Origin of the sequence: Sorangium sp. So ce327, from assembly GCF_051530205.1 — a bacterium.
Lineage (GTDB): Bacteria > Myxococcota_A > Polyangia > Polyangiales > Polyangiaceae > Sorangium > Sorangium cellulosum_B.
On record NZ_CP150330.1, the window covers coordinates 1812843 to 1839178 of the forward strand.

The window sequence follows — 26336 nt, forward strand, 5'->3', positions numbered from 1 at the left end:
GCGACCCACGGGCCAAGGCGCCCCATGGCCGCGCACGCGAGCTCCCGGACCCGCCCGCCGAACGTCCCCCAGGGCCCGTCCAGCGGAAGAGCCGTCGAGGCCGCGCGCGCGAGCGCCCGGGCCCTCACGCGACACCTCGCCTCACCACGTTCATCACCTCGGTCGTCCTCCGCGCGTGGAGCTCCGCGGCGGCCTCTCCGAGCACGGCCCACAGCGCCTCCAGGCTGGAATCGTCGAGCCGGACGGAGACGGGGCCGAGGTGAATCGAGATACCCCCGCAGTCCAGGCACCGCTGGACGTGCGCGACGCCGTTGTACGCGAGGGTTTCGTGACGACAGTCCTTCGAGTTTGACAAGTCGACCTCCCGAGCGAGACCGTAACGCGAATGATTCTCATTTTCAACATGATCGCGCTGGGTGGCGACTGACGGACGAATGCCCTCGCGACCGGAGATCCGGCCGTGACAGATGGTTTCGCTGCTCACCGCTGAATTTTCAGGCTGAATCCGCGCTCCGGGAGGGCGGCGCGTCGCCGGCGCTGCGCGCCGAGGCGACGAACTCCTCCACGAAGGGCGACGCCGGTCGGGCGGAGAGCTCCTCCCAGGTGCCGGCCTGCGTCACGCGCCCTGCCTCTAGGACGGCGATGCGATCTCCCAGGAGCCGCGCGTCCGTCGCGTCGTGCGTGACGACGACGGTGGGGATGGCGAGCGTCCGCAGGTAGTCCGAGAGGAACGCCCGGACCTCGCGGCGCGAGTGGACGTCGAGCGCGGCGAGCGGCTCGTCGAGGAGCAGCGCCCGCGGGCTCACCGAGAGCGCGCGCGCGAGCGCCACGCGCTGCTTCTCGCCGCCGGAGAGCGCCTGCGTCCGCCGGTGGGCGTGCGCGGCGATGCCGAGGTCGTCGAGCATGGCGTCGACGACCTCGGCGCCGGCCGCGCGCCCCCGCCGCGCGGGATCGCTCCGCACCGCGAACGCGACGTTCTCACGGACGCTGAGGTGCGGAAACAGCGCGTAGTCCTGGGGCACATAGCCGATCCCGCGCTGCTCGACGGGCACGTCGATCCCGGCCGCCGTGTCGAGGAGCACCGCCTCGCCGACCTCCACGCGCCCTCGCTCCACGGGGAAGACGCCCAGGAGGAGCGAGAGCAACGTCGTCTTCCCGGCGCCGTTCGGCCCCACCAGGACGAGCGACCCGCCGCCGGTGTCGAGCTCGGCCTCGATGCGCAGGCGCCCGACGCGCGCGGTCACGCGGGCGCGGAGGCGCTCCGCCGCCATCACGGCGCCGCCTCGAGGCGCTCGGCCTCGGTGGAGCGCCGCAGCACGGCCCGCACGAACAGGAGCAGCGCGAATGCCACGACGACAAGGACCATCGACAGCGCCTGCGCGGCGCGCAGGTCCGACTCGAGCGCCGTGTAGATGGCGAGCGGCAGCGTCTGCGTCCGCCCCTCCAGGTTGCCGGCGAACATGAGCGTCGCGCCGAACTCGCCGAGGGAGCGGGCCCAGCTCATCGCGGCCCCCGCGGCGAGCCCAGGGGCCGAGAGCGGCAGCGCCACGCGGAAGAACACCCGGAGCGGCGACGCGCCGAAGGTCCGCGCCACCACGAGCAGCCGCGCGTCGACCCTCCGGAACGCGCTGGTCGCCGCCTGCACGAAGAACGGCGCCGAGACGAACACCTCGGCGACGACGACCGCCGCCGTCGTGAACGAGACGGACCACCCCGCGGGGTAGAGCCACCCGGCGAGGAGCCCGCGGCGGCCGAACGCGAGCAGCAGCGCGACGCCCGCGACCGCGGGCGGGATGACGATGGGCAGCTGCACCACCGCCTCGACCGCGCGCGAGAGCCGCCCGCGCGAGCGCGCCAGCGTCCAGGCGAGCGGCGTCCCCAGGACGACCACGACGGCGAGGCTCGCGGAGGTCGTCAGGAGGCTCAGGCGCAGCGCGGGCCACACGAGGGGGTGGCGGAGCCCCTGCGCGGCGTCCCCCGCGGTGGCCGTCGCGAACAAGGCCAGGATCGGGACGGCCAGGAAGGCCACGAGGACCGCGCCGACCGCGGCCAGGGCGACCCGCTCCGCGCGGAGACGTCCGCTCACCTGGGCGCGCCCCCGCCGGAAGGCACAAGGAAGCCGGCGCGCCACAGCGCCGTCCGGCCGGCCTCCGACGTCACGAGGTCGACCCACGCGCGCGCGAGCCCGGGGTGCGGGGCGCCGGACACGACGGCGATCGGGTACTCGGCGAGGACGTTGACCTCGGGCGGGATCGCCACGACGACCACGCCGTCCTGCGCCGCCAGCGCGTCCGTCCTGTAGACCACGCCCGCCTGTGCTTCCCCGAGGCGCACCTTGGCGAGCACCTGCCGCGCGTTGGGCTCGCGCGAGGCGACCTTGGACTCCACGCGCGCGCGGAAATCCGCGCCCAGGGAGGCCGACGCGCGATCGAGGATCTGCAGCGTGTAGCGGCCGATCGGGACCTCGGGGGTGCCGATGACGATGCGGGTCGCGGCGGGGAGGTCGGCGAGCCCCCGGACGGTCGCGGCGCTCTCGCTCGCGACGACGAGGACGGGCTCGTTGCGCGCGAAGACGACGGGGCCCGCGGCGCGCTGGGATTTCACGAGCTCGTCCATGTGGCGCTGATCCGCCGAGGCGAACACGTCGGCCGCGGCGCCGTGCTCGAGCTGCGTGCGGAGCTCCTGCGTGCCGGCGAAGTTGAACGTGACCTCGACGCCCGGATAAGAGCGCTTGAAATCCTCTCCCAGCGCGGTGAACACGTCCCGGAGGGAGGCGGCGGCGAAGACGACGAGCCTGTCCTCCCGCTGGGCGGACGCCGGCGAAGGGCGCTCGCAGCCGCCGAGGACGGCGAGGCACGCCGCGAGGATCAGGAGGGGGAGGCCGCGCACCAGCTGTCGTCGGGGGCAATTCATCCGGGAGACTCCTCTGTTCCGTCGTTCCCTGGCTCGGTCCGCGCCGTCATGCCGCTCGCACCTCGGCGACCCGCTCGCCCGCCTGCCGAGCGTCGTAGGCGAGCGCCGAGAGCTCACGGCGGAACTCCCCTGAGACGAGGACGTCGAGCAGGCGCTGCACGTGGCCGCGGACCTCGCGCTCGAGGAGCCGCTGGGCTCCGGCGCCCGCCTCGCGGCCGGCGAGGCGCAGGCCGGGGAGATCGAGGTCGGCCCCGCCGCGGAGGCGGCCGGCGTCCTCGCGGTCCGTCATGACGCACACTCTTTACACCGAGGAACGCTTGCTTGTCATCCGTTGGCGGCCTCGAGATGCCCCTCGACAGGTCGAGTCGCCCCGCTCGTCGCGCGTTGTCCTGCCACGCTCCCGCTCGCCGCCGGAGCGCGTCTCGCCGTGCGGCGCGGCGCCGGGGCGCCTTGCTCTTCGCGCAACGCGGTCTAGCTTTCGCGGAGTGGCTCAGCCCCACGGATCCGCCGACGCCCGTCGAGAGGACGGAACTTCGGTCATTCCGACGCGGACGCGCTTCGAGGCCACGGCGAGGATGGGTTACGCCATCCTCACCCTGCTCCTGGCGCTCGGCATGGCGTTCTCGGTGCGGCGCTTCTCGTCCGTGGCCGAGGCTCAGATCGCTCGGCTACGCGCCAAAGAGCATGAGATCACGCTCGTGGAGCGGCTCCGGTGGAGCAGCGAGCTCATCGTGTCTCACGGCAGGGGCTACCTTATCTCCGGCGATGCGGAGCTCCTCGAGCAGGCGAAGAGGGCCAGGGCGCGCTTCGACGAGCACGTCGGCGCGCTTCGCGACCACGCGCTCAGCCCGATCGGTCTCGAGCGGGTGACCGAGGTCGAGCAGGCGGCCAGGCACCTCGTCCGGATGCAGGAAGAGCTGCTCGACGCCCGGCAGCGGACGCGGACTGGCGACACGAGCGAGCTCGTGCGCCGGTTCGACGAGGAGCTGAGGCCGCGTCACCGCGATCTCGAGGGCTCCCTCGCCCGCCTCGTCGAGCACAAGCAAGACGTCCTGAAGCAGCTCTACGATGACGCGAAGACGGAGCGAGCCCGGCTGGAGCTGTGGCTCGAGGGCCTGCTGGGCTTGCTGGTGCTGGCCGGCCTGGGGATCGCCTGGTACTTCACGAAGCTCCTCGGCGGCCCGTACCACAAGGCGCGGGAGGCGCGCGACGCCGCGCGCCTGGCGCTGGCGGCCCGCGACGAGCTCATGGGCATCGTGGCCCACGATCTGCGCAACCCGCTCGGCGCCATCGCGCTGAAGGCCGCGTGGCTGCGGCGGGGCGCCGACTCCGAGCGAACACGGCAGCAAGCGGAGTCGATCGAGCACGTCTCGCTGCGGATGGAGCGCCTCATCAGGACGATGCTCGACGTGACGACGATGCAAGCCTCCAGGTTCTCGGTGACGCCGAAGCCGTGCGCGGTGGAGGATCTCCTGCACGAGACGATGGAGATGTTCGGGCCGCTCTCCGAGTCGAAGCAGGTCCGGTTCGAGCAATCTCTGAAGGAGCCCGGGCTCGTGATCCGCGCGGAGTGGGAGCGCGTGCTCCAGGTGCTGTCGAACCTCCTCGGCAACGCCCTGAAATTCACGCCCCAGAGCGGCCAGGTGACCCTCTCGGTGGACCGGGACGGGGCGATGGCCCGCTTCGCCGTCCTCGACTCGGGGCCGGGGATCCCCCCCCAGAACCTCACGAGCATCTTCGAGCGGTTCTGGAAGGACGAGACGCCCGGGAAGAAGGGCACCGGCCTCGGGCTCTACATCGCCAAGGGGATCGTCGACGCGCACGGCGGCCGCATCTGGGTGGAGAGCGAGGTCGGGCAGGGCGCCCGGTTCTACTTCACGCTCCCGATCGCCGAGGCGGCGGGGCACGAGGCGCCCGCGGCGGCAGAGGCGCCCGCGCCCGCGGCGGGAGGCGAGGGCCGCCCGCGCGGGTGAGGCGTCGAGCAGCAACGGGGCACGGGGCGCGCGGCGCGCGGCGGCGCCCGTGCCGCCCGGCGCTTCACGGCTGCCCGCCGGCCAGCGCGCCCTCCCGGACGCGCGCGTAGAGCAACATGTCGCCGACCCGCCCGTCCTTCACGACGTGGCGGCGCATCCGCGCCTCGAGCGCGTAACCCGCCTTCTCGAGCACGCGGGCGGATGCCCCGTTCCAGTCGAAGACGCCGGCCTGGATGCGCTCGAGGCCCAGCTGCTCGAAGCCGTACCGCGTCAGCGCGATCACCGCCTCGGTCGCCAGCCCGCGCCCCCAGTAGGCCGCGCCGAGCCAGTAGCCGAGCTCCGCGGTGTTCCGGTGCACGTCGTCGAGGCGCTCGAGGCCGATGCCGCCGGCCGCCTCGCCGGCGACCACGATCGCCAGGGCCTCGCCGGGCCGCGCGCGCGCCGCGCAGTGCGCGATCCAGCCCTCGGCGTCGTCGCGCGTGTACGGGTGCGGAAAGCGATCGCGCAGGTTCGCCCATACGCGGCGGTCGTTCGCGTTCTTCACGAGCGCGTCGACGTCGACCGCCGCCCAGGGACGCAGGGTGAACGCGGGCATCTCGAGGATCATGGCGTCGCTCCCTCCGGTCGAGCCTCTCCGGCCCGAGCCTCCGATCGATCGAAGAGCTTCACGAGGATCTCGCTCCCGATGCCGGTCGCGACCATCCGCTCGCGGCGGTTCGAGAGCAGCGCGCCGAGCCACGGCAAGGCGCCGCCGTCCCCGAGCGGGAGCTCGAGGCCGTCGTCCCGGCGGACGACGAGCTGGATGAACGGCCCGGCGTAGTAGCCGAGCCCCTGCAGCCGCGCGAGGTCGTAGGCGACCTCGACCTCCGGGCGGGCGCGGGTGAGCGGCTCGCTGACCTCGGCGACCCAGCGCTCGGCGCGCGCGAGGAGCTCGGGGCCGAGCCCGAGGGACCGCGCGGCCCCCACGAGATCCGCCGCGCGTCGCGGCAGATCGACGCCGGCCTCGCGCAGGGCCGCCTCCGTCGACCCGGGCTCGTGCGCCTTCGCCCGCCGCGCCATCGCGTCCGCGTCGACGCCGCGCGCGCCGAGGCTCGCGCGGACCAGCGACGTGTCGGAGAGCACGACGCGCAGCCCCGCGGCGCGGAAGCCCGCGTGAGGCAGCGCGCGGACGAGGTCCGCCCAGACGACGAGGTGATCGAGCAGGGCGCGCCGCTCGCACGCGTCGTCCTCGCCGCGGCCCGGGGAGCGGGCCGCCGTCGCGAGGGCGAACAGGCGGAAGTGCGGCGTGAAGCCCGGCTGGGTCGTGGGCTGCATCCGCAGGACGCGCTGGCTCGCGCAGAACCGCAGCGGCTCGCCGCCCCGGGTCCCCCGCCGGCGCCGCGCGGCGTGCAGCGCGAGCCCCGTCGTCGGGTCCGCGGCGACCTCGGCGAAGCGGACCGTCGCGAGCACGTTGTTCGGCTCGACGCCCGCGCACGCCGTGACGCCGAGCGGCCCGATCGGGGCGAGATCCACCGCCTCGAAGCCCGCCGCCGCCGCGTACGCCGCCGCGTCGAGGGCGTGCAGCCGCCGCGCGTCCGCCGTCGAGGCGTGCGTCATGGGCGCGCGCTCCGCGTGGTCGAGGACGTCGGCGAAGCTCCGCCGCAGCGCGCGCCGGCGCAGGCAATGGAGCAGGAGCGTGGTCAGCTCGTTGCCCGGGAGGTCCTCGGCGAGGAGCCGATCGATCGGCTGACCGGCGTGCGCCTCGGCCGCGCGGCGGGCGATGCGCGACGAGAGCTCGCCCGTCTTGTCGTCTTCGAGTGGCCGCCGCGGGGGAGCGGTGGGCTGCTCGCGGGCGGTCGACACCGTCGTGAGGTCGTCGGCGGTGGGCATGGCTGGCTCCTCGTCGACACGGTGCCCCGGATCTGGCACCCTGGAAAGGGCCAGAGAAGCCGATCTCGATGGTGCCAGCGCGCTCCACCTCCCACGCCGCCCACGCCTTCCTCCACCTGCAGCGCGGCGCGCCGGCGACGCTGGCGGCCCAGCTGGTCGAGCAGCTGCGCCGCGCCGTGCTGGACGGCGTCCTCCAGCCCGATCACCCGCTCCCGTCGTCCCGCGAGCTCGCGCGGGAGCTCGGCGTGTCGCGCAACACCGCGGTGGCGGCGTACGAGGCGCTGGCCGCGGACGGCACCATCGTGGTGCGCCCTCGTCGGGCGCCGGTCGTCGCGCACGTGCCGGCGCGCGCGGGGGGGCAGGGCGCCGCCCGCGTCCAGCCGGCGGCGGCCGCGCCGCGCACGTCGAAGAGCGCGCGGCGGCTCTCGGCGGTGGTGCCCCCCGACAAGCTCGACGCGCTCCTCGGCAGCCGCGCGCGGTCGCGCCCGTTCGGGGTCGGCCTGCCGGACCTCGAGCTGCTCCCGTGGCGCATCTTCGAGCGGTGCCTCGCGCGCCGCGTCCGGTCGATGTCGGCGGCCGACGCGCTCGACCACGATCCGCGGGGCGCGCCGCTGCTCCGGCGCGCCGTGCTCCACCACATCGCGGTGGCCCGCGGCGTGCGCGCGACGGTCGACCAGGTGTTCATCACGGAGGGATCCCAGGCCGCGGTGGACCTGTGCTGCCGCGCGCTGCTCGACCCGGGCGACGCCGCCTGGGTGGAGGACCCGGGGCCGCTGGCCCTCCGCGCGGCGGTGCGCATGGCGGGCGCGCGGCCGGTCCCGATCCCGGTCGACGAGGACGGGCTCCGGGTGCGCGCCGGCGCGCATCGACGTCGGGGCGCGCCGCGCGCGCGGGTCGCCTTCGTGTCGCCTGCCTACGCGTTCCCCTCGGGGGCGCGGCTCACGCTGCCGCGGCGCATCGAGCTCCTGTCCTGGGCCACCAGGGCGCGCGCCGTGGTCGTCGAGATCGACTACGAGGGCGAGCTGCGGTTCGACGGCACCCCGCTGCCCTCGCTCCTCAGCGTCGACCTCGAGGGCGTGAAGGATCGCGTGATCCACGTGGGGACCTTCAGCCGCTCGCTGTTCCCGGGCCTGCGGCTCGGCTTCATGATCGTGCCGCCCGCGCTGGTGCGCGCCGTTGCCATGGTGCGCGCGGCGTCGACCCGCTCGCCGCCCTACCTGCTGCAGGCCGCGCTCGCCGACTTCATCGACGAGGGCCACTTCGCGCGCCACCTCCGGAAGCTGAAGCAGGCGACGCGGCGCCGGCGCGACCTCGTGCTCGCGGAGCTCGGGCTGCTCTTGCCGAGCGCGGTCCGAGCGCGGGCGCCCGCGGGGGGCTCGGTGCTGACGCTCGACCTGCCCGCGGGCGCGGACGACGTCGCCATCGTCCAGGCGCTCGCGGCGCGGGGCGTCGACGCGCAGCCGCTCTCGCGCATCACGGCGGCGCGCGCTTCGGCCCGCGCGCCGCGCGCGCCCGGGCTCATCCTGGGGTTCGGCGCGCACTCCGAGGGCGCGCTCCGGGACGCGGCGCGGACGCTGGCGGCCGTCGTGACGCAGGCGATCGGCGCGGGCGAGGCCGGCGCGCCGCCGGGGTCGCCGCCGCGATAGTGCCTGTCCCCAGGGATGCGGGTACCGCCCGTCGTGAGCGAGCGCCGCGCCCACCACCGCGCCGTACGAGCAGGGGTCGTCCGCGATCCGGCCCGCTGGTCCAGGCGCGTTCCGAGGAGCACGCCGATGCAGGCCATCGCCGTGTCACCTCCTGCCACACCTGACACCTGTCACACCCGGTCGGTGTGGCAGGCCCCCCGGCGTCGCAGGACGGGCGCGCGAGCGCCAAACGCAGGAGCGGACCGCGCGCATGCGGAGATCGCGCGGGTCCTCGCCGCGAGGACGGGCTGGCATCGAAGTCGCAATCCGCGAGACCCGTGACCTCGTAGACGGAGGAGACATTCATGCTGCTCAAGAAGATCGTGGGGATGTCCGTGCTCATGCTGTCGGTTGCCTCGGCTGGAGGCTGCGGCGGGCTCGAAGGTTCGCAGGGGACCGACGTGGAGGAGGTCGAGGCGCTCGCCAGCCCGATCGAGAACGAATATCAAGGGTTCGGTTGCGTCCCCGTGGCCATGTCGATGTTCGAGATGGAGGCGTACGGCGTCGGCTCGTCCTGTTCCCTCATCGGGCGGAAGAAGAACGCCGAGAGCCGCGCGATCGACGCGCTCGAGGCCCACGCGGAGAACGAGTGTGAGGCGATCCGGGACGACAACCCGGAGGTCTGGGACATCCTCTGTCGTGAGATCTGCGAGTTCAACGGGTACGACGAGACGACAGGCACGGGGATGTGCTCGTACGAGGTGACGGACACGGACACGTGGGAAGAATCCGGCTGCGCTCTCGGCTCGCGGCAATACAACCAGCAGGAGGCCACCGTCCAGTGCGGCTGCGACTGCCTCATGGACCTCTGAGGCCGAGCGCGCGAGCGCCCTGGCTTCGCCCCCGGCAGCGCGATGCAGCGACGTCGCCAGTCCCTGGCCGGACGGCTGGTGTGCGGCGCTAGCGGCCGCCGGCGACGTCCAGGAGGGAGCCGGTGCAGTAGGAGGACTCGCTGGAGGCGAGCCACAGTATGGCGCGCGCGACCTCTTCGGGGCTGCCGGCGCGGCCCAGCGGCAGGCTCGTCTGGAGCCGCTCGACGCGCCCTGGATCGCCTCCGCTCGCGTGGATGTCGGTCGCGATGATCCCCGGCCGCACGGCGTTGACCCGGATGCCCTCGGCGGCGACCTCCTTCGCGAGGCCGATCGTGAGCGTGTCGACGGCGGCCTTCGAGGCGGCGTAGTCGATGTACTCGCCCGGGGAGCCGAGCTGCGACGCCCGCGAGGAGACATTCACGATGGCGCCTCCCCTGCCGCCGCGGAGCGTCGACATGCGCCGGACCGCCTCGCGCGCGCACAGGAAGCTGCCGACGACGTTGGTCGAGAGGACGCGCTCCACGCGCGCCGCGCTCATGTCCTCGAGGCGCGCCTGCCGGTCGAGCACGCCCGCGTTGTTGACGAGCGCCGCGATCGGGCCGAGGTCGCGGTCGACGGTCTGGAACAGGCGCACGACGTCCTCTTCGCGGCTCACGTCGGCCGCGATCGCGAGGGCGACGCCGCCGTGCGCGCGGATCTCGTCGACCACCCTCGCCGCGGCGTCCTCGTCGCGCAGGTAGCTCACGGCGACCGCGTAGCCTCGGCTCGCGGCGAGCAGCGCGGTGGCGGCGCCGATCCCGCGGCTGCCGCCCGTGATGAGCATGATGTCGGCCATGGCGCGGGAGCCTACGCGAGCCCGCGGCGAGGCGGGGTGCTGTGAGGCTCGCGGTCGCGCTGGAGCGCTGAGCAGCTTGGAAACCAGAGAAATGAGCCGCCAAAGCGCCAAGGACGCCAAGCACGCGAAGAAGACATGAAGATGAGCCGCCGAGTCGTCAGGAAGACATGCAGATGAGCCGCCAGGTCACCAGGAAGACACCACAATCTTGGCGTCCCTGGCGACCTGGCGACCTGGCGGCTCAACTTCTTGCTGTTTGCATGCGGCTTCGACCCGCTGGTCGCTCTAGACTCGAGTCTGGTCGCCGCACCCACCGCGCGCCGCGGCCGCTCCCCGATGGCTCCGATCCGCCTGTGCGCTGCCGCTTCGCTCGCCGTCCTCGTCGCCGCGTGCGCCGGCCGGACCACGGCGGTTCCTCCGGCCGAGTCTGCCTTTCCGCCTGGCCTCCCGATCCCCTTGCCGGAGCGCGCGCCTGCCGCGCTGGAGCCCCAGGCGTCACCGCCTGTTGTCGCGGCCGAGGCCGTGGAGCCCGCCTGGGCGCCGCCGATCGTGCACACGCTGGCCGTGCTCACGGTGACCCGTAGCGTCGAGGCGGTACTGTGGCCCGAGCCCTTCGCCGACTTTCGCGCGGAGCGATGGGGATACCACTATGGCGAGGCGCTCACGAAGCCGCCGCTCTTCGACGCCGCTCAGCCCGCCTTCCGGTGGGATCACGACCCGTGGCCGATCAACGTGGTCGGCCACGGCCTGCTCGGGAGCGAGATGTACCTCAGGGCGCGGATATGCCGCTTCGGCGCCCCGGCCGCGCTCGCGTTCGCCATCGCCGGCACCCACCTCTGGGAGTACGGCTACGAGGCCAACGGCGTCCGGCCCTCGGCGCTCGATCTTGTCTACACGCCGCTCGCTGGGGTCCTCCTGGGCGAGCTCCGGTACGCGACGTGGCATGCGGCGGGGGGCATCGAGAGCGCGCCGGCGCGCCTGATCCTGCGCGCGCTCATGGATCCGTTCGGCGAGATCGAGCGGGGCGCCGGGGTCTTCGACTGCTAGTCTCGAGGTGGGTACAGCTGCCTGACGCCGGGCAGCTGTACCCACGTCGAGACTACAGCGGTTCCCGCCCACCTCTGCACCAAGCAGACCGTCGCTCCAGGACATGTCAGCAGAGATACGCGTAGAAGTTTCCGAGGGCGCGAAGCGGCTCCACCATTTCCTGCTTGCCGCTCGCCAGAGCCGATTGCCTCCACCGAATCGCTCTGTCGAGCATGGCTGCAATCCTCCGCTCAAGCTCGGGATCCCTCATGAGCGGCGCCCAGAGGAGCATGCCTGCGCCGTCGACACCCGCGCCGCCGTATGCGACCCAGCTGGCGGGATTCTCCCGCCGGAACTGGATCAAAAACCTGTGAGCCGATCCGTCAGAGAACTCCAGACTGTTGATGGTGCCTGAGCGCCACCTGACGAGGTCAGCCACGTCGAGCCCGCTCATCACCGTCGATCGCCAGGTTGCTCCCAGGTCACTCGAGCTCCTGACGGCCTCGGGTACGAGCCCGTCACCGACGTTGAGCTCCACCGATGGCAGCACGCCCACGAAAGCCCAGGTGCCGAACAATGCGCCGCGACGGTGTGAGCCTCGCAGGAGGTCCCCACAGTCGCAACGAATCGTCCACCGCCCATCGTCCAACCGCACCGGCTTACCGAGGAGCGATGCGAGCGGCAGGCCACAGGTGTCGCACGCCGTGAGAGGTCGCAGACCGGGAACACCCTTGCGCGCGCCGAACGGAAGCCGCGAGAAACAATTGTCGCACAGGATAATGCCTGTCAGTTGGATGCTCCCCGCGGTAAACGGGCATTCGATGTGCGCATTGTGCAAGCCGGTCGCTGTCGCGCCTTCCAAGTGCCCACTCCTTGACGGAACTTGGGGCCAGGAAATCGAAGCGTGGCTCGAAAGTCAAGCTCCTCGTAGCGGCCGTCCCGCCGTACAGCTACGCTGCTCGCGCTGGCTGACATAGACGACCTACCCGATCCGCATCCCTCCTGGCGATGGGAGCGGAGCGGATCGAGCGCCGAGAAGCTCGCGCGGTGCGAGGGGTACGATCCGAAGCAGCTGGTTCGGTCGCTGCGCACCCTGCCTGCCAAGCTGGTGGGGATCGCGCAAGCTGCCTCTGGTTCGGGATATTTACTCGATTTCTACGCAGATGGCATCACCGAGCTCGCGAGAGTCGGTCGCGCGGATGCCGCAACCGTAACCTACGCCGTCAATGGAGCCCCCTCCACCGATTCTCGCGATTCCCCAGTACCCGACGTGAGTGCATATCTCATCGGAGTAGGCGGACGCGGTAGCAAAATCCACGTGCTCGAAGCCTTCCAGGCACTGTTCTCCGCCTCTCACTACCGCAAAGGTAGTCCCGCCGATGTCAAAGAGCTGGTAGTTGGGTTTGCAGAGGATGTAGTCCAGCTCGCGGGTGTCGTTGGCATGCTGCTGGCAGTTGTTCCACGGGCCGTCTATCGAACTCCCGTCCGCGATACGAAAGACTCCTGAATAGGGGAGCTCATCGCAGCGGGCGAGAAACGTCCAGAACGCGTCGACTGGGAGCAACGGCGTGTATCCTGCGGGGCAAGTCTCTCCTTCGTATACTCCGAACGTCGCCGTCTGAGCTTGAGCCGGTGCGCTCAGCGAGATGCCTCCCGCGATAAGCCCGCAGACCAGGACGCCCATGGGCGTCGTGTGACAGAAGTGGTTCATTTGTCCGCCAATGTGTTGTTATGATGGTTTATGTTTCCAAGCCAAGCGCGTGGTCGGGCGCAGGGGCTCATGGGTGCATCTTGGTCACGCCGAAAGATGCCCCGTGGGCTCCGCAATGAAGAGCCCGCTCCGTGCTTCATCGGCCAGTGCGGAGGTATCATTCTCAGAAGCGAAAACGCTGTCAACATGTAAACGATCGTGTCATTTCATGGATATCTCTGATTGAGATGGAATTGGCAATTTGATTCCAGTCACACGGTCAGTGGAACAGGCCTTGCTTTCGTCGAGCTCTGCAATTCGCTCGTGGGTCCAGAGCTCGGCGAGGCGCGTGCCGCTCGCGACGTCGTCTCCCTTCACGGCAATCGCCAGCCCCCGAGAGCCGCAGCGCCCGCGCGCGATCCTCGCGCTGGGAGGACGCGCCCGGAGCACCGCGGCGGATCAGCGAGGGCAGGTTCCATCCGCCGTGATGCCCTGTGCACCGGCGGTGCCAAATGATGAGCCCGCTGCAGCCCGAGGTGCGGAGGCAGGCGCATCCGACCCGCGCCGCAACCGCGCCGGGATCACGTCCACAGTATGCAGCGACACCGTGGGCGACGCCAGGCAGCGGGCTGGAACGGCGGCGTTCGAGAAATGAAACAGTGCTATCGAGCGCAGGGCGCCGCCTCCGCGCAGCATCTCTCGCGAAGGCCGATTCGTGTGACGACCGCCACGACGTCCCCGCGATCCTGCAACACCAGGTCCTGTGACATTCCGCCGCGGCGGCACGCCGTCGGCCCGGATGGCGGGGTAGAAGGCTACTCGAGTGTGACCTTCACGAAGATGGACCGACTGGCGATGTCGCGCAATCTTTGAACAAACTGTCCATCGCGGAGCCGATGCAATGACTGTGTGTTGACGAGCTTGAGCTCACATTCACCCGGCCACCCAGGACCGCCGTTCAGGCCGTCCCAGAAGGCGTCAAGGTTCCGACCAAAGTACGCCGCACCTTCCGGCTCTGCCGCAATGACGTACGCGGACCAGAAGTCTGCTTCTGTCTGGACGGTATCGCAGTCAACAACGATAGTTCGCATGCCTTCCAGTAACTCGTCGATGGGTCAACCGAAGCCGCCGGACCAGGTCTGTCGAGATCGTCGCCTGTCATGTCTCCCCCACGAAAGGTCTCATGAACCGGCGCTGCGCCGCAAGGCCCCGATGCTGTCCAGCGCCATGGGGGAGGTCCGTCGAGCACCGGCGGCGGTCGACGCCTCTCCAGGGGGCCGGGCGCCCTCCGCCGCCGCATTGCCCGAGATGAAGGGCCCGCGGCATCACCGGTTCCCCCGTACAGCCACGCTGCACGCGCTTGTCGACATCGAGCACCTCACGCGATCCGCCTCCCTCCTTGAAAAGTAGCGCTGTATCAATAACTTGTCCATCTATCGAAGGCGCCGCTCTCACGCCACGGGCTGCGGGCTTAGCCGTCGCTCTGGCGCCAGCTGCTGAATGACGGTATTGGGGATAGAAGATGCATCCTGCCTTCGCCAACATCCGATTCGGCCCCTTTGCGAGCGCCTACCACTCGGCGGCGATGACCCCGGAGCTCAAGGAGGCGCTCGGCGCATTTCTGGAGAGGGAACTGCTGCCACAGGTCGAACAGCCCTTCGCGTCGACGAGCGGAGCCCTGGTGGCGGCCTACGACGCCGAGAGGTACTGCGGTCCGAACAGCGCGGTCCGCGACATCTATAAATTCGAGTTCGCGTTCCATCGTTCGTCGGGCGATGACACGATCAAGGTCGATCTCTTGTTCCGTGCGCAGGCCAGGGCGTTCTCCGCAAGAAGGAGCAAGCCGCTCTACCTCTGGACACCCGCCCGCCGCGATCGATACGAGGCGGAAGGTCGACAGCTCCAGCACCTCTGCGGCTGCATCGCGAGGCGCGAGGGTGTGGAGGCCGTTTGCCCCTTGTGTTCGGCGGTGCTGCGCGTCCACGATTCGCCGAGCCTGTTCGATGTGAGCTGCCCGAGCCGCTGCTTCAAGTACAACTATCATCGAGATCCGGCGAACGGGCAGTTCCTGCACGGTCACTTCTTCCGGAAGGAGCCCGGTGATGTCTGACCCCGCTCCGGTCTGACCCCGCGCCTGTCGGATGTCGGGCAGCTCGCGAGCGCCCCCGGTTCACCGGCCTGATATCGTGCCCGGAATGAGCATCCGGCACAGCGCCGTCTGGGGACGAGGTCGCCTGATTGTCATCGCGGGCTCCGAGGGGCACGTGCTCCGCTCGGAGGACGGCGGCCAGCGCTGGAGAAGGGTGCAGACGTCCACCCGCCAGGACCTGAGCGCGCTCGCAGGTTCCGGCGCGGCGCTGCTCGCCGCCGGACACTGCGGGACCCTGCTGTCCTCGCGCGATGACGGGCAGCGCTGGTCCAACGTGGGCTGCGGCGCGACGGCGGACCTGCGCGGGGTCGCCCTGCGGGACGACGGCGAGGCCATCGCGGTGGGGCTCGGCGGGACGGTCCTCCGCTCCGGCGATCACGGCCAGACCTGGGGAGCCGGGCCGAGCCCCGGAGACCTCTGCCTGGAGGCCGCCGCGGTCGACGCAGAGGGCCGCTTCCTCGCGCTGGCGCTCGAAGGACAGCTCGCCACCCTGCAAGGAGCGACATGGACGCGCCACGAGGTCCCGGGCCGGAGTCCGAGGGCGCTCTGCGCGCGAGGCGGGCTCGTGATCGTGGGCGACGGCGACGGCCATGCCCACGCGAGCCGGGACGGGGGCGCGTCCTGGGAGTCGTATTCCACCGGGACCGGGCGCTCGATCAAGGCGCTGTGGCTCGGCGCCGCGGGCCTCGTGATCGCGTCCGGCGAAAGCGGCATCCTGGCGGTCAGCGAGGACGAGGGCCGCACCTGGAGGCGCACCGCGCTCCGGTCCGATCAGCACCGCTGCGCGGCGTGGGGCGATGACGAGGGCGCGATCTGGTGCGTGGGAGACGGCCCCGCCGCCCGATCCCTCGATGGCGGGAAGAGCTTCACCAAGGTGCCAGTCCAGGCAGGGGACGCGCCGCTCGACGGGCCGTGGGAAAAGGTGCCTGTCCGGGGGAAGTTCCGGGGTCTCTGGGTGCAAGCCCAGGGGAGGGTCGTGCTGGTGGGCGACGGAGGCTCCATCGCGCGAACCCACGACGGCGGCCAGACCTGGGAGAGGAGCGCCGTGGAGGACGCCGGCGCGCTGATCTCCGTGTGGGGCAGCGGCGAGGCGACCCTTGCTGTCGGCGAGGGCGCCTCGCAGATCCGGACCGAGGACGGCGGGCGCTCCTGGATAGAAGTGACAGGCAAACCCGGCGGCGCCTCGGTCCACGGGCAGAACGAGACAAGGGCGTTCGCCGTCCTCGATGGCCGGGTCTGCCGTCTCGTCGCGGGCGGTTCACGATGGCTGGAGCTGGAGGTCCCGAACGAGCCGCGCCTCTGCGCCGTCTGGACAGGGCCGGAGCAGCGCGCCGTGGCGGTCGGCTCCGGCGGGACCATCGTCCGCACGATCGACGACGGCGCCACATGGGAAGTTGCGGAGAGCGGCAGCTCCCGCGATCTGTCCGCGATCTGGGGCAGGGGCGACGAGCTCTTCGTGGCTGGCGGACTCGGCGTCAGCGACGTGCTGCGCTCTCGAGACGGCGGCGCGAGCTGGGCGGTGGTGGCCCAGGTCTCCGGAAGCCTCAGGAGCCTCTGGGGAGACGACGCGGGCACGCTGTGGGCGTGCGGCGCGCGCGGCGTGCTCCTGCGCTCCACCGATGGCGGCCACACCTGGCGAGGCGAGGCGTCCGGCACCTGGGGCACCCTGTTCGAGGTGCGCGGGGATGGGGCCGAGGTGTGGGCGCTGGGAGAGAACCTGCTGCTGCGCCGGCGGCATCGGGCGTCGACAGATTAACTGCCCGCACATTCCTCAGAAATACGTTCGAAACAGAGTGATTGCTACACCAGGGAGAGCCTCCTCGACACGCTCGGTGAGGGTGGCTGACGCGACTCCATGGCACCGCGCTCTTCCCTCCGGCTCAAGATCGTCACCTCCGAGACGACCACGCACACCCACTGTCCTTACTGCGCCTTCCAGTGCGGCGTGGTCATGACGGATCGCGCGGACCACGCGGGGGCGATCGACGTCCGACCGGACGACGATTTCCCCGTCAACCGCGGGCAGATGTGCATCAAGGGGTTCACCTCCGCGGCGCTGCTCGATCACCCCGAGCGGCTGACGGCGCCGAAGATCCGCGGGCGCGCCGGTCGCCTCCTGCCGGCGCGCTGGGACACGGCGCTCGATTTCGTCGCAGAGCGGCTCCTCCGGCTGCGCGAGCTCCACGGCCCCGCGGCGCTGGCCGCGTTCGGCAGCGGCGCCCTGACGAACGAGAAGACCTACCTCCTCGGCAAATTCGTCCGCCTCGCCCTCCAGTCGCCGAACGTCGATTACAACGGCCGCTATTGCATGGCCTCGGCGGCCGCGGGGCACAACAAGGCGTTTGGCATCGACCGCGGCCTGCCGTTCCCCGTGTCCGATATCGCCCAGACCAAGGCGCTCCTCCTCTGGGGCGCGAACTGCGCGGAGACCCTGCCGCCGATCATGCAATGGATCTTCGCGCAGCGCGACAACGGCGGCGCGCTGATCGTCGTCGACCCGCGGCGCACCGACACGGCGCGCGCCGCGGCGCTCCACCTCCAGCCCACGCCCGGGTCCGACCTGGCGCTCGCCAACGGCCTGCTCTACCTCGCCCTCGAGGAGAAGCTCGTCGACACGGCGTACATCGCCGCGCGCACGGACGGGTTCGACGAGCTCCGGCGCGTGATCCTCTCGTACCACCCGGCGCACGTCGAGCGGCTGACCGGGGTCTCCACGCAGGATCAGCTCAAGGCCGTGCGGCTGCTCGCCGAGGCGCCGAGCAGCATGCTGCTCTCCGGCCGGGGGCCGGAGCAGCAGTCGAAGGGGTCAGACACCGTGCTCTCCTTCATCAACCTGATGCTCGCGCTCGGCAAGGTCGGCAAGCCGTACAGCGGCTATGGCTGCCTCACCGGACAGGGCAACGGCCAGGGGGGCCGCGAGCACGGCCAGAAGGCCGATCAGCTCCCCGGCTACCGGCATATCGAGGACGCGGAGCACCGGGAGGCCATCGCCCGCGTTTGGGGCATCGACCCTGCCGAGCTGCCGGCCAAGGGGAAGAGCGCCTACGAGCTGCTCGACGCGCTCGGCCCCGAGGGGGGGATCCGCGCGCTCCTCGTGTTCGGATCCAACGTGGCTGTCGCGTCGCCGAACGCGCTCAACATCGAGCGGCGGCTCGCCTCGCTCGATCTGCTCGTGGTCTGTGACGCCTTCGTCAACGAGACGGCCCGGGACGCCCACGTCCTCCTTCCGGTCGCGCAGTTCGCCGAGGAGGAGGGGACGATGACGAACCTCGAAGGGCGGGTGATCCTGCGGCAGAAGGTCCGCCCCGCGCCCCCCGAGGTGAAGACCGATATCGAGATCTTCTGCGAGCTCGCGCGCCGCCTCGGCGCGGGCAGGCACTTCCAGTACACGTCCGCGGAGCAGGTGTTCGACGAGCTGCGCCGGGCGACCGCGGGCGCCAGGGCGGACTACAGCGGCATCACCTACGACAAGATACGCCGGAACCGAGGCGTCTTCTGGCCGTGCCCGTCGGTCGAGCACCCGGGGACTCCGCGCCTCTTCGCCGAGCGGTTCCATCATCCGAACGGCCGGGCGCGGTTCCACGCCGTCCACCACCGCCCCGCCGCCGAGCTCCCCGACGACGCCTATCCGCTCTACTTCACGACGGGCCGCTACAAGGAACACTACAACTCCGGCGCCCAGACGCGCCGGGTCTCCACGCTCGAAGACGCCAAGCCCGAGCCGAAGGTCGAGGTCCACCCCAGGCTGGCGGCGCGCCTCGGCGTCGTCGACGGCGACTCTCTGCTCGTCGAGAGCCGGCGAGGGGCGGTCACCTTCCGGGTCGCGGTCGTGCCTTCGATCCGGCCGGACACGCTCTTTGCTCCGTTTCACTGGGGCGGCAAGAAGGCCGCCAACGTGCTCACCGTGCCGGCGCTGGACCCGACCAGCCGGATGCCGGAGTTCAAGGTGTGCGCCGTCAGGGCGCGCCGGGTCTCGGAGTCGAACTGATGCGAAGGAAGGACCTTGTCATCGTTGGCAACGGCATGGCGGCGTGCCGCCTGCTGGACGAGCTGATGTCGCGCGGCGCCAGGGACCGCTACGACATCACCGTCTTCGGCGAGGAGCGGGGCGGCGCCTACAACCGCGTCCTGCTCAGCAAGGTGCTCGCAGGGGAGGCGCCGGACTCCATCGTCACGAAGCCCCCTGCCTGGTACGAGCGCAACGGGGTGCGGCTCGTCAGCGGGACCTCCGTGGCGCGGATCGACACCGGGTCGAGGGCGGTCGTGGCAGCCGACGGCACGCGCCATCGTTACGACGTCGCCGTGCTCGCGACAGGCAGCCAGCCGCTCGTCCCGCCGCTCGAGGGCATGACGACCTCGGAGGGCGATCTGCGCCCGGGCGTCTTCGTGTACAGGACGATGGACGATTGCGTCCGGATGCGCGGCAGCGCGCGGGCGGGGGACAACGCCATCGTGGTCGGCGGCGGGCTCCTCGGCCTGGAGGCGGCCAAGGTGCTGAGCGACATGGGCCTCCACGTGACCGTCATCCACGTCGCGAAGAGCCTCATGAACGCGCAGCTGGATCAGATGGGCGGCGACATGCTCGAGCAGCACATCGAGCGCTGCGGCATCTTCGTCCGCACCGGGCGCACCGTCGAGGCCATCTGCGGAGACGAGGCGGTCGAGGGCTGTCGCCTCGACGACGGCAGCGTCCTGCCGGCCGACATGGTCGTCCTCGCGTGCGGCGTCCGGCCTCGCGTCGACGTGGCGCGCGCCTCCAACCTGCCCATCAACAAGGGCATCGTCGTCAACGACACGATGGCCACCCAGGTGCCCGGCATCTACGCGATCGGCGAGTGCGCGGAGCACCGGGGCAGGCTCTATGGCATTGTCACGCCCATCTGGGAGCAGGCCGCCGTCCTCGCCGACGTCCTGACGGGCGCGAACCCGCAGGCGCGCTACCGGGGCACGAAGCTGTATACCCGGCTGAAGGTGGCGGGCGTCGACGTCACCTCCATGGGCAGCACCGAGCCGGAGCTCGAGAGCGACGACGTGCTCCAGGTCGTCGAGACGCGGAAGAGCACGTACCGGAAGCTGATCATCCGCGACGGGCGATTGTTGGGTGCCCAGTTCGTCGGCAACACCGCGGCCGCGGCCACGCTGGTGCAGCTCTTCGATCGCAACGATCCGCTGCCCGCCGATCCTCTGGAGGCGCTCTGCGCCGGCGGCGGCGCGGGGCCAACGGCGCAGGCCGAGCGCGTCGTCTGCAACTGTCACAAGGTCAGCGAGGCGACCCTCCGGGAGGCCATCGAGGGCGGCGCCTGCTCGCTGGAGTCGGCGTGCGCCGCGACCAAGGCCGGCACGGGGTGCGGCTCCTGCCGCGGCGAGGTCGCCCAGCTCGTGGCCCGGCACGCGCCCTCGCCCGAGGTCGCCAGCGGCCGCGCCGTGGCCGTCGGATAACGTGGAGAGCACGCCCGGGCGAGCCGAGCGGCGCAGAGGCGGCCTTGGCGCACGAGGATCCGCCCCGCTATAGACGCCGGCGAATGCACCACACGCCGCGCGAGCGCCTTCACGAGCTCTTCACCAAGGTCGACGCGTTCTTCGCGAGCGCGAGCGCCCGCCACGGCGAGCGGATGGCCTGCCGCACCGGGTGCAGCGACTGCTGCCGGCGGCGGTTCTCGGTGACGTCGATCGAGGCCGACGCGATCCGCGAGGCGCTCGCGGCGCTCCCGGAGGCCGACCGCGCGGCGCTGGCCGAGCGCGCGCGGGCGGGCGATCCGGGCGTGTGCCCGGCGCTCGACGGGGAGGGGAGGTGCGCGATCTACGCGGCGCGGCCGCTCATCTGCCGCACGCACGGCCTGCCCATCCGGTTCGCGCCGGCCAGCGAGCGCGCGCTGCCGGTCATCGACGCCTGCCCGAAGAACTTCGTGGGAGAAGACCTCCACGCCGTCGAGGCCTCGTCGGTCCTGGACCAGACGACGCTGTCGACGGTGCTGGCCGCCCTCGACATGGCCCACGCCGACGCGGAGGGGCAGCCGCGTGGGCAGCGCGTCGCGATCGCCGCGGTGCTCTCGGGCGAGGGGTAGCTGCCGCCGGGCCGCCGGTTTGATGACGGGCAGAGCCGGCTCGGCTGAACGAACGCCCTCAGCGCCCCCACGCCTCCGCGCTCGGCTGCACGCGTTCGACGTGGCACATAGCTGAGGGTGGCACAGGCCCGGTTTGGCCCATTATGGCTGACACATTCTGGGCCGAGTCCTGAGCGGCTCCCGATAATCCCCCCGAATTCTCGGCAAATCCAGGTTGGCCCGTTGGTTGCTCTTAGGTGGTGGCCCACGCTGGACCGATGGCAGGTCACGGCACACGCCGTCATCGGGCCGGAGGGGCAGCTTGTCTGGAGGATAGAATGACCAAGTCGATCAAGGGGTTTGGGTCGGTGGCGGCGGCTGGCGTGGTGTTCGCCGCCTTGCTCAGCGGTTGCGGCTCGCAGGGGGCCGATCGCGGGCCGGACGTCGGCGCGATCAGCTTGCCGCTCGCGGCCGATGCGCCGTCTGGAGCGCGGTATCGGCTCCGCGACGCCACGTTCGAGATCTCGAACGGTTATTACTACTACGAAGACGAGAATACCTCAGCCATGGCTGTCGGTGGTAGCTACGGAACTGTGGTGACGGTCAGCAGCGAGGATCAGGATCCGAACGAGACCTCCCTCCTCGTCGATCTGGAGCAGGGAGGGTACAGCGTCACGCTCCTTCCGGGCTGGCACTTCGAGAAGGTCGAGGACGGCACGGTGACGGATCCGAACGTGGAGGCCACGCTGCTCTCGTCGCAACGGATCTACCTGTACGTCTCGCCGCGTTCGACGACCTGGGCCGAGTATGCGTTCGGTATCGGGAGCAGCGAGCTGTGGCTCAACGGCAAGTTGAACCTCGGTATCAACGTCTACGAAGATCCGGACGACTACTACTACGGCGGAAACGTGACTGCGGGCGGCACCGGGGGCGCGGGCGGCGGCGACTACAGCTCTGGCTACAGCGCGGCGGGGGTCGGCGGCAGCGGCGGTTACTAGCGCTGGCGCGAGGAGCTGAGCGGAGCGGAGCGAGCGACGTCATCGCCCGTCAGCGAGGGCTGCACTGCACGACGCAGAAGGCCGTGGCGCCCTTGGCGCGGGCGCTCGCCTCGCACGACCGCTTCGCTTGCTGCGACGCCATGAAGCGGTCCTTCGCCGAGCCATTGCCGAACACCATCTGATAGTTGCACGCGCCCGCGAAGCCGCAGACGCGCACGGACGCGCTCGCCGTACACCACCAGGACGTCCCGCCCGCCGCGCTACCGTTGCTCGGGCTTCCATTCGAGGAGCCCTCGCTCGGTGAGGTGGGCGTCCGCGCCGCTGTCGACAGAGGCGCCGGCGCCTCGCCCGTCTCGTCGTCGGCAGCAGGCGACGGGGCGTCGCCCGCGGCGCGGTCGCCGGTGGACGGGTCTTCGCCCGCCACCTCGTCGGCTTCCTGGTCGGGGCGAAGCGGGGTGCTCGTCGACGTGGGCACCACCGGCGAGAGGCCGCCGGCGGTCGACACGCCGGGAGGCGTGGTCTCGACGACGGTTTGCTCCGGCGATGCGCTCGCCACCAGGTACACAGCGCCGCCGATCACGAAGATGGCGCCCACGCCCAGCGCGAACAACCCGCCGAGGACGATGAGCACGATCACGAGCGGCGACAGGCCGGACTTCGGGCGCTGCGGCGGCGGTGGAGGGTAGTAAGGCGGCGGCTGCGGAGGGTAGTAAGGCGGCGGCTGCGGAGGGTACTGAGGCGGCTGCTGCGGAGGGTACTGAGGGCGCCCTGGACCAAACATCTCGCAGTCATAGCGCAGCGGAGCCGTCCGCGCTGCGTGAGACGAACACCCACGCTGTCGGCGAACGAGCGATGTCGCGTCTCGCTCGCGCCGGACGAGCCCGCCCGCAGGGGGGCTGCCGAGTTCCGTTCCAGGGACGCGGCGCTCGGAGTTGGCGCTCCGCCGTCGGCACTGCCCTGGCGCGCCGAGCCGGTGGAGAGGGCGCGGCGCTGCGGTTCAGGCATGACGTCCCGCGGGGCGCCTGGAGCCGCGCCGTGCTCTGATCGCCTCCGTGCTCGGTTCCTCGTTTCGACCATCGAGGCAGGTCTGCAGGGCGCTCCGGGGCTGTGTCGCCGCCGCGCTGGTCGCGTCGTGCGCGGGCGGGGAGCGCCTGGCGTGCGCCGCCGACGCTTCGCCGCGGCTCGCATTCAGCGGCGGCGTGGCAGGGAGGGGCGTCGCCTGGGAATGGAAGCCGGCTCTCCCGCTGGAGCTGACGATGCAGCTGAAGCCAGCGTTCTCGGCGTCGCCGGGCGGCGTGATCTGGGACGGGACCGTCGCCCACGGTTACTCGAGCTCGGGCTGTACTTCGGTGTCAGCCTCGGCGTGGGCGTCCACGCTCGTGGCAGCGCAATCGCCTAGTCGTTCTGTCCCTCTGAGGTGAGCGTGGCGGTACGCCCTTGACAACCTCGAAGCGCTTTATTCCTTGAGCTCGTCCTGCTGTGTGTGCCCGTGCCGGACCAAGCGCGTATGTGCGGTCCAGATCGGACAGGAGTCCTGGGCGCAAGATAGGCTCATGGTCACTGTTCTTGACTGGCTACCAGGAGCTGCTTCAATGGCAGCCAATTCGCAGGCGGAGGGGACGATGATTGAGCTTGTCTGTAGCACCGACACGGATTCCGGGGTCGTCACGGTCGTTGAGCGCGTAGGGCAGAATAACTACGTGCTGCGTGGAAAGATCCCCGTCGGCAACGCGCCGCGCGGAAGCGTCAAATTCACCAAAGACGGGCGCGGTTACGTGTCCAATGGCGCGGGCGACACGATCTCCGAAATCGATGTCATTTCGAACCGTGAGATCGGTCGCATAAAGGTGGGTGTCGCACCAAGGGGAGTCGGGATCGTTCCAGGGGACCGGTTTGCCCTTGTTTCTAACTCTGGATCGAACACCGTGTCAGTGGTCGACTTGTCTCACCGGCGGGAGGTGACCCAGGTCGCCGTTGGTCGTGATCCGCGCCATATGGCCATCAGTAAAGCTGGAGACTGGGCGTACGTTTCAATCTGGGGATCCGACTATGTGTCCAAGTTGGATATCCAGCCGCTGACTGACCCTATGCGCGCTGACGTAGACACGAGTGCTCAGGCCGTGCGAGAGGTTGGGCGGATGCAGGTCCGGAGCGACGCCCACCCTTACAGTACGGCGCTCGATCCTTCCGGCGAGCTGTTGTTCGTAGCCAACACGCAGAGCCAGTACCTGTCGATCTTCTCGACCAAGACTGACAAACTCCACGCCGAGGTCGACTTGGGTAGCAAGGGTAGCCGCGGCATCGCGTTCTCGCCTGATGGGAAGGTGGCTTTTGTGAGCGTGGAGGACACATCCGAGGTAGTCGCCATAGATGTCCCCTCGATGGCCATTACTCGACGCATCGAGGTTGGTCCAGGCCCTCGCGGTATCGCCGTCTCGCGAGACGGGGGCACGCTCTACTCGAGCGCGTTCTCGCGGAATAGTTCTCCTGTGAACGCTCGGCAGCCAGGCGCTCGACAGCCCAGCTCGTTCAACCCGAACACGGTCACGGTCGTGGATCTCTCCGCCCCGACGGGAACGGCCCGGGCCGTAGCATCCTGGTCACAAGTGGATGTCGGAAAAGGTCCCTGCAGCGTCGCGATCTTCTACCGGTAATTGACGTGCTCTGCACGGCGAGACGTGCTCTGCAGCACGCCTCGCCGCGCCGTGCGCGACCCGTGGCCAACGAGGCCAGAGTACGAGCTGAATCAGTTGGACCTCCGAGGCTGGGCGATGCCTTCAGAAATCTGCTTCCGCGCGATCCATCGATGGGCACTCCTGCCGTACAAGCACCGCATCGAGACATCCGATGCTGCTCGAAAGGCCAAGCTTTATGAAAGAGAGTTCAGGTGGCTTCGCGCGCGTCGCGTACCACCGCTCTGCCGGCCGTGGCGCCTCGGCCAGGAGTTGGGTTGGCTCGTACCGAGTCCGATCGATGTACGGCTCACGCCGATTCAAGGAGTCGAGGTAGAAGCCGATCATGACTCTTTGCAGGAGCTTGCGCATGCGAGCGACTACACGCAGCTGTGGCACAGGGATAGCTTTGCGCTCGTGCTCAAGCCGAGTGATTGGCTCAGATTTTACCAATATCGCACCAAAGAAGGGTGGATGTGCATGTTCTTGCCGAACGGCGAGGGCAGCGTGGAATGGCATCTCGGCTGGCAAATCGACATACCCGACGATATGTTCTTGCTCATCATGCCGGGGCCGGACATTCCGGGGTTAGAGGTCCCGCTCGGCGTGCTCGATGCGAAGAGCATCGGGCGCTTTAACGCTTCGCACGGAGTAAGCATCGCCGTACGACCCCAGCGCGAGATAGCGATCCGGCGGGGTGATCCGGTGGCCCGTCTGGTCTTGCTCCACGCCGAGAGTGTCGGGGCGACCTCCAAGTTCCTGCCGGCGCCTGACGAGCAGACCGAACCACGATGATGTGAAGCCGGCCCCAGGGCCGCTCGCGTCTGGACGAGGCTCCTAGCACGTCGCGCTAGTCGAAGCTCTCAGGTTGCGGGGGGCAGCGATCCATGCCAACAGGAGCACCGCAAAGGGGTCCCTGCATGCTGCTCTAGAGCGACAAACGGGTTGAAACCACAAGAAAAAGCAGGAATTTTTCACAGGGAGACGGGGAGGCGGGGAGCGAGAGACGGCGAGGAGGGAGAAATTCATTTCTTCTTCCTCCCCGCCTCCCCGCCTCCCTGTGAAAATTCTCCGGGTTTCAACGTGATCGGTGCTCTAGGGCAGACGTGCGCCCTCAGCCCCAGCCGGAAGGAACAAGGCCTTGGCAATCCATCATGTGGAAATCAATGTCGTCGACCTCGACGCGTCGTTCCTGTTCTACAGAAAGCTATTCGGTTTTCTTGAGGGCTGGAGGCACGAGCGATCCGATAAGCATTTTTCGTTTCGCTCTGATTCGTGCTATTTCTATTTCAACCCGTGCTCTCCGGAGCGCGCCGCGTTCGGGTTCGATAGGTACCGGCCCGGATTGAATCATATCGCTTTCTCGGTGCGGGACAGAGGTATGGTGGACACGTGGCACCAGGTCCTGGTGGCCGACGCCCGAGTTGTGCTCGACCCGCCGGGATATTACGGCCAAGACCATTATGCCGTGTTCTTTCAGGATCCCGATGGTATCAAGCTCGAGCTTTGTCATGAGGGGAAATGATCCTGGGCTTATGACAAAGCTGGTGCGTGCGCGTCTGTGCCCGGTGTCTGCGTCTCGATAAATTCGGACTGAATTCGTTGCGGCGTGTCGTGTGGAGCGCTGCCGATAATCCGGGAATACATGTGCTTCTAGGATCTGTGACATG

25 protein-coding genes are annotated in these 26336 nt (G+C 70.0%); 13 read left to right on the forward strand and 12 right to left on the reverse strand.

Annotated elements, in window-relative coordinates; genetic code table 11:
* Positions 1-124 precede the first annotated feature (124 nt).
* The 5 genes from WME95_RS06745 to WME95_RS06765 form a co-directional block, all read right to left on the reverse strand.
* The gene (locus WME95_RS06745; protein WP_437550225.1) at positions 125-355 is read right to left on the reverse strand and encodes a hypothetical protein; all 231 of its coding nucleotides are present in this window, start codon (positions 353-355) and stop codon (positions 125-127) included.
* A gap of 139 nt (positions 356-494) precedes the next feature.
* The gene (locus tag WME95_RS06750; protein WP_437907596.1) at positions 495-1271 is read right to left on the reverse strand and encodes an ABC transporter ATP-binding protein; all 777 of its coding nucleotides are present in this window, start codon (positions 1269-1271) and stop codon (positions 495-497) included.
* Positions 1271-2086, reverse strand: a complete 816-nt coding sequence (locus tag WME95_RS06755; RefSeq protein ID WP_437907597.1) for an ABC transporter permease — start codon at positions 2084-2086, stop codon at positions 1271-1273. The genes WME95_RS06750 and WME95_RS06755 overlap by 1 nt, the downstream gene beginning before the upstream one ends.
* Complete coding sequence (gene modA / locus WME95_RS06760) at positions 2083-2913, reverse strand: molybdate ABC transporter substrate-binding protein (RefSeq protein ID WP_437907598.1); 831 nt, start codon at positions 2911-2913, stop codon at positions 2083-2085. Before modA ends, WME95_RS06755 begins: the two co-directional genes overlap by 4 nt.
* A 46-nt stretch (positions 2914-2959) precedes the next feature.
* Positions 2960-3202 (reverse strand): hypothetical protein, encoded by a 243-nt coding sequence (locus tag WME95_RS06765; RefSeq protein ID WP_437907599.1) that lies wholly within the window; start codon positions 3200-3202, stop codon positions 2960-2962.
* A gap of 286 nt (positions 3203-3488) precedes the next feature.
* Between WME95_RS06765 and WME95_RS06770 the strand changes: the two genes are divergently transcribed.
* Positions 3489-4886, forward strand: a complete 1398-nt coding sequence (locus WME95_RS06770; protein WP_437907600.1) for a sensor histidine kinase — start codon at positions 3489-3491, stop codon at positions 4884-4886.
* A 64-nt stretch (positions 4887-4950) separates the two neighbouring features.
* Here WME95_RS06770 and WME95_RS06775 read toward each other — a convergent pair whose 3' ends face one another.
* Both WME95_RS06775 and WME95_RS06780 read right to left on the reverse strand, forming a co-directional pair.
* A complete protein-coding gene (locus WME95_RS06775; RefSeq protein ID WP_437907601.1) occupies positions 4951-5493 on the reverse strand; it encodes a GNAT family N-acetyltransferase in 543 nt (180 codons plus the stop codon).
* Positions 5490-6755: a hypothetical protein gene (locus WME95_RS06780; RefSeq protein ID WP_437907602.1), complete on the reverse strand. Its 1266-nt coding sequence runs from the start codon at positions 6753-6755 to the stop codon at positions 5490-5492. Before WME95_RS06780 ends, WME95_RS06775 begins: the two co-directional genes overlap by 4 nt.
* A gap of 68 nt (positions 6756-6823) precedes the next feature.
* Between WME95_RS06780 and WME95_RS06785 the strand changes: the two genes are divergently transcribed.
* Positions 6824-8401, forward strand: coding sequence for a PLP-dependent aminotransferase family protein (locus tag WME95_RS06785; protein WP_437907603.1), 1578 nt, complete (start codon positions 6824-6826; stop codon positions 8399-8401).
* Positions 8402-8745: 344 nt separating this feature from the next.
* A complete protein-coding gene (locus tag WME95_RS06790; protein WP_437907604.1) occupies positions 8746-9252 on the forward strand; it encodes a hypothetical protein in 507 nt (168 codons plus the stop codon).
* Between the two features lie 88 nt (positions 9253-9340).
* On the opposite strand, the gene WME95_RS06795 is transcribed toward WME95_RS06790, so the two are convergent.
* The gene (locus tag WME95_RS06795; protein WP_437907605.1) at positions 9341-10087 is read right to left on the reverse strand and encodes an SDR family oxidoreductase; all 747 of its coding nucleotides are present in this window, start codon (positions 10085-10087) and stop codon (positions 9341-9343) included.
* 336 nt (positions 10088-10423) lie between these two features.
* Between WME95_RS06795 and WME95_RS06800 the strand changes: the two genes are divergently transcribed.
* Positions 10424-11134, forward strand: a complete 711-nt coding sequence (locus WME95_RS06800; protein ID WP_437907606.1) for a DUF3943 domain-containing protein — start codon at positions 10424-10426, stop codon at positions 11132-11134.
* A 106-nt stretch (positions 11135-11240) separates the two neighbouring features.
* On the opposite strand, the gene WME95_RS06805 is transcribed toward WME95_RS06800, so the two are convergent.
* The 3 genes from WME95_RS06805 to WME95_RS06815 all read right to left on the reverse strand — a co-directional run bounded on the left by WME95_RS06805 (position 11241) and on the right by WME95_RS06815 (position 13894).
* Positions 11241-11651, reverse strand: a complete 411-nt coding sequence (locus tag WME95_RS06805) for a hypothetical protein (RefSeq protein WP_437907607.1) — start codon at positions 11649-11651, stop codon at positions 11241-11243.
* A gap of 606 nt (positions 11652-12257) precedes the next feature.
* Positions 12258-12797, reverse strand: a complete 540-nt coding sequence (locus WME95_RS06810) for a hypothetical protein (RefSeq protein WP_437907608.1) — start codon at positions 12795-12797, stop codon at positions 12258-12260.
* An 821-nt stretch (positions 12798-13618) separates the two neighbouring features.
* Positions 13619-13894, reverse strand: a complete 276-nt coding sequence (locus WME95_RS06815; protein ID WP_437907609.1) for a barstar family protein — start codon at positions 13892-13894, stop codon at positions 13619-13621.
* A gap of 431 nt (positions 13895-14325) precedes the next feature.
* On the opposite strand from WME95_RS06815, the gene WME95_RS06820 reads away from it, so the two are divergent.
* From WME95_RS06820 to WME95_RS06845, 6 genes are all read left to right on the forward strand, one after another.
* Positions 14326-14913 (forward strand): hypothetical protein, encoded by a 588-nt coding sequence (locus WME95_RS06820; protein WP_437907610.1) that lies wholly within the window; start codon positions 14326-14328, stop codon positions 14911-14913.
* An 85-nt stretch (positions 14914-14998) separates the two neighbouring features.
* Positions 14999-16708, forward strand: coding sequence for a WD40/YVTN/BNR-like repeat-containing protein (locus WME95_RS06825; protein ID WP_437907611.1), 1710 nt, complete (start codon positions 14999-15001; stop codon positions 16706-16708).
* Between the two features lie 99 nt (positions 16709-16807).
* Entirely contained in the window at positions 16808-18940 is a 2133-nt protein-coding gene (locus WME95_RS06830) for a molybdopterin oxidoreductase family protein (RefSeq protein ID WP_437907612.1), read from the forward strand.
* Positions 18940-20391: an FAD-dependent oxidoreductase gene (locus WME95_RS06835; protein ID WP_437907613.1), complete on the forward strand. Its 1452-nt coding sequence runs from the start codon at positions 18940-18942 to the stop codon at positions 20389-20391. Before WME95_RS06830 ends, WME95_RS06835 begins: the two co-directional genes overlap by 1 nt.
* Positions 20392-20474: 83 nt before the next feature.
* Positions 20475-21017 (forward strand): YkgJ family cysteine cluster protein, encoded by a 543-nt coding sequence (locus WME95_RS06840; RefSeq protein ID WP_437907614.1) that lies wholly within the window; start codon positions 20475-20477, stop codon positions 21015-21017.
* Positions 21018-21334: 317 nt separating this feature from the next.
* Positions 21335-21994 carry a hypothetical protein gene (locus WME95_RS06845; RefSeq protein ID WP_437907615.1) on the forward strand — a complete coding sequence of 220 codons (660 nt, stop codon included), beginning with the start codon at positions 21335-21337 and terminating at the stop codon, positions 21992-21994.
* A 49-nt stretch (positions 21995-22043) separates the two neighbouring features.
* Here the strand turns inward: WME95_RS06845 and WME95_RS06850 are convergent, their stop codons facing one another.
* A complete protein-coding gene (locus WME95_RS06850) occupies positions 22044-22775 on the reverse strand; it encodes a hypothetical protein (protein WP_437907616.1) in 732 nt (243 codons plus the stop codon).
* Between the two features lie 772 nt (positions 22776-23547).
* Between WME95_RS06850 and WME95_RS06855 the strand changes: the two genes are divergently transcribed.
* The 3 genes from WME95_RS06855 to WME95_RS06865 all read left to right on the forward strand — a co-directional run bounded on the left by WME95_RS06855 (position 23548) and on the right by WME95_RS06865 (position 26191).
* Positions 23548-24648 (forward strand): beta-propeller fold lactonase family protein, encoded by a 1101-nt coding sequence (locus WME95_RS06855; RefSeq protein WP_437907617.1) that lies wholly within the window; start codon positions 23548-23550, stop codon positions 24646-24648.
* A 117-nt stretch (positions 24649-24765) separates the two neighbouring features.
* Positions 24766-25461, forward strand: a complete 696-nt coding sequence (locus WME95_RS06860) for a hypothetical protein (protein ID WP_437907618.1) — start codon at positions 24766-24768, stop codon at positions 25459-25461.
* Between the two features lie 346 nt (positions 25462-25807).
* Positions 25808-26191 (forward strand): VOC family protein, encoded by a 384-nt coding sequence (locus tag WME95_RS06865; RefSeq protein ID WP_437907619.1) that lies wholly within the window; start codon positions 25808-25810, stop codon positions 26189-26191.
* Positions 26192-26336: the final 145 nt, after the last annotated feature.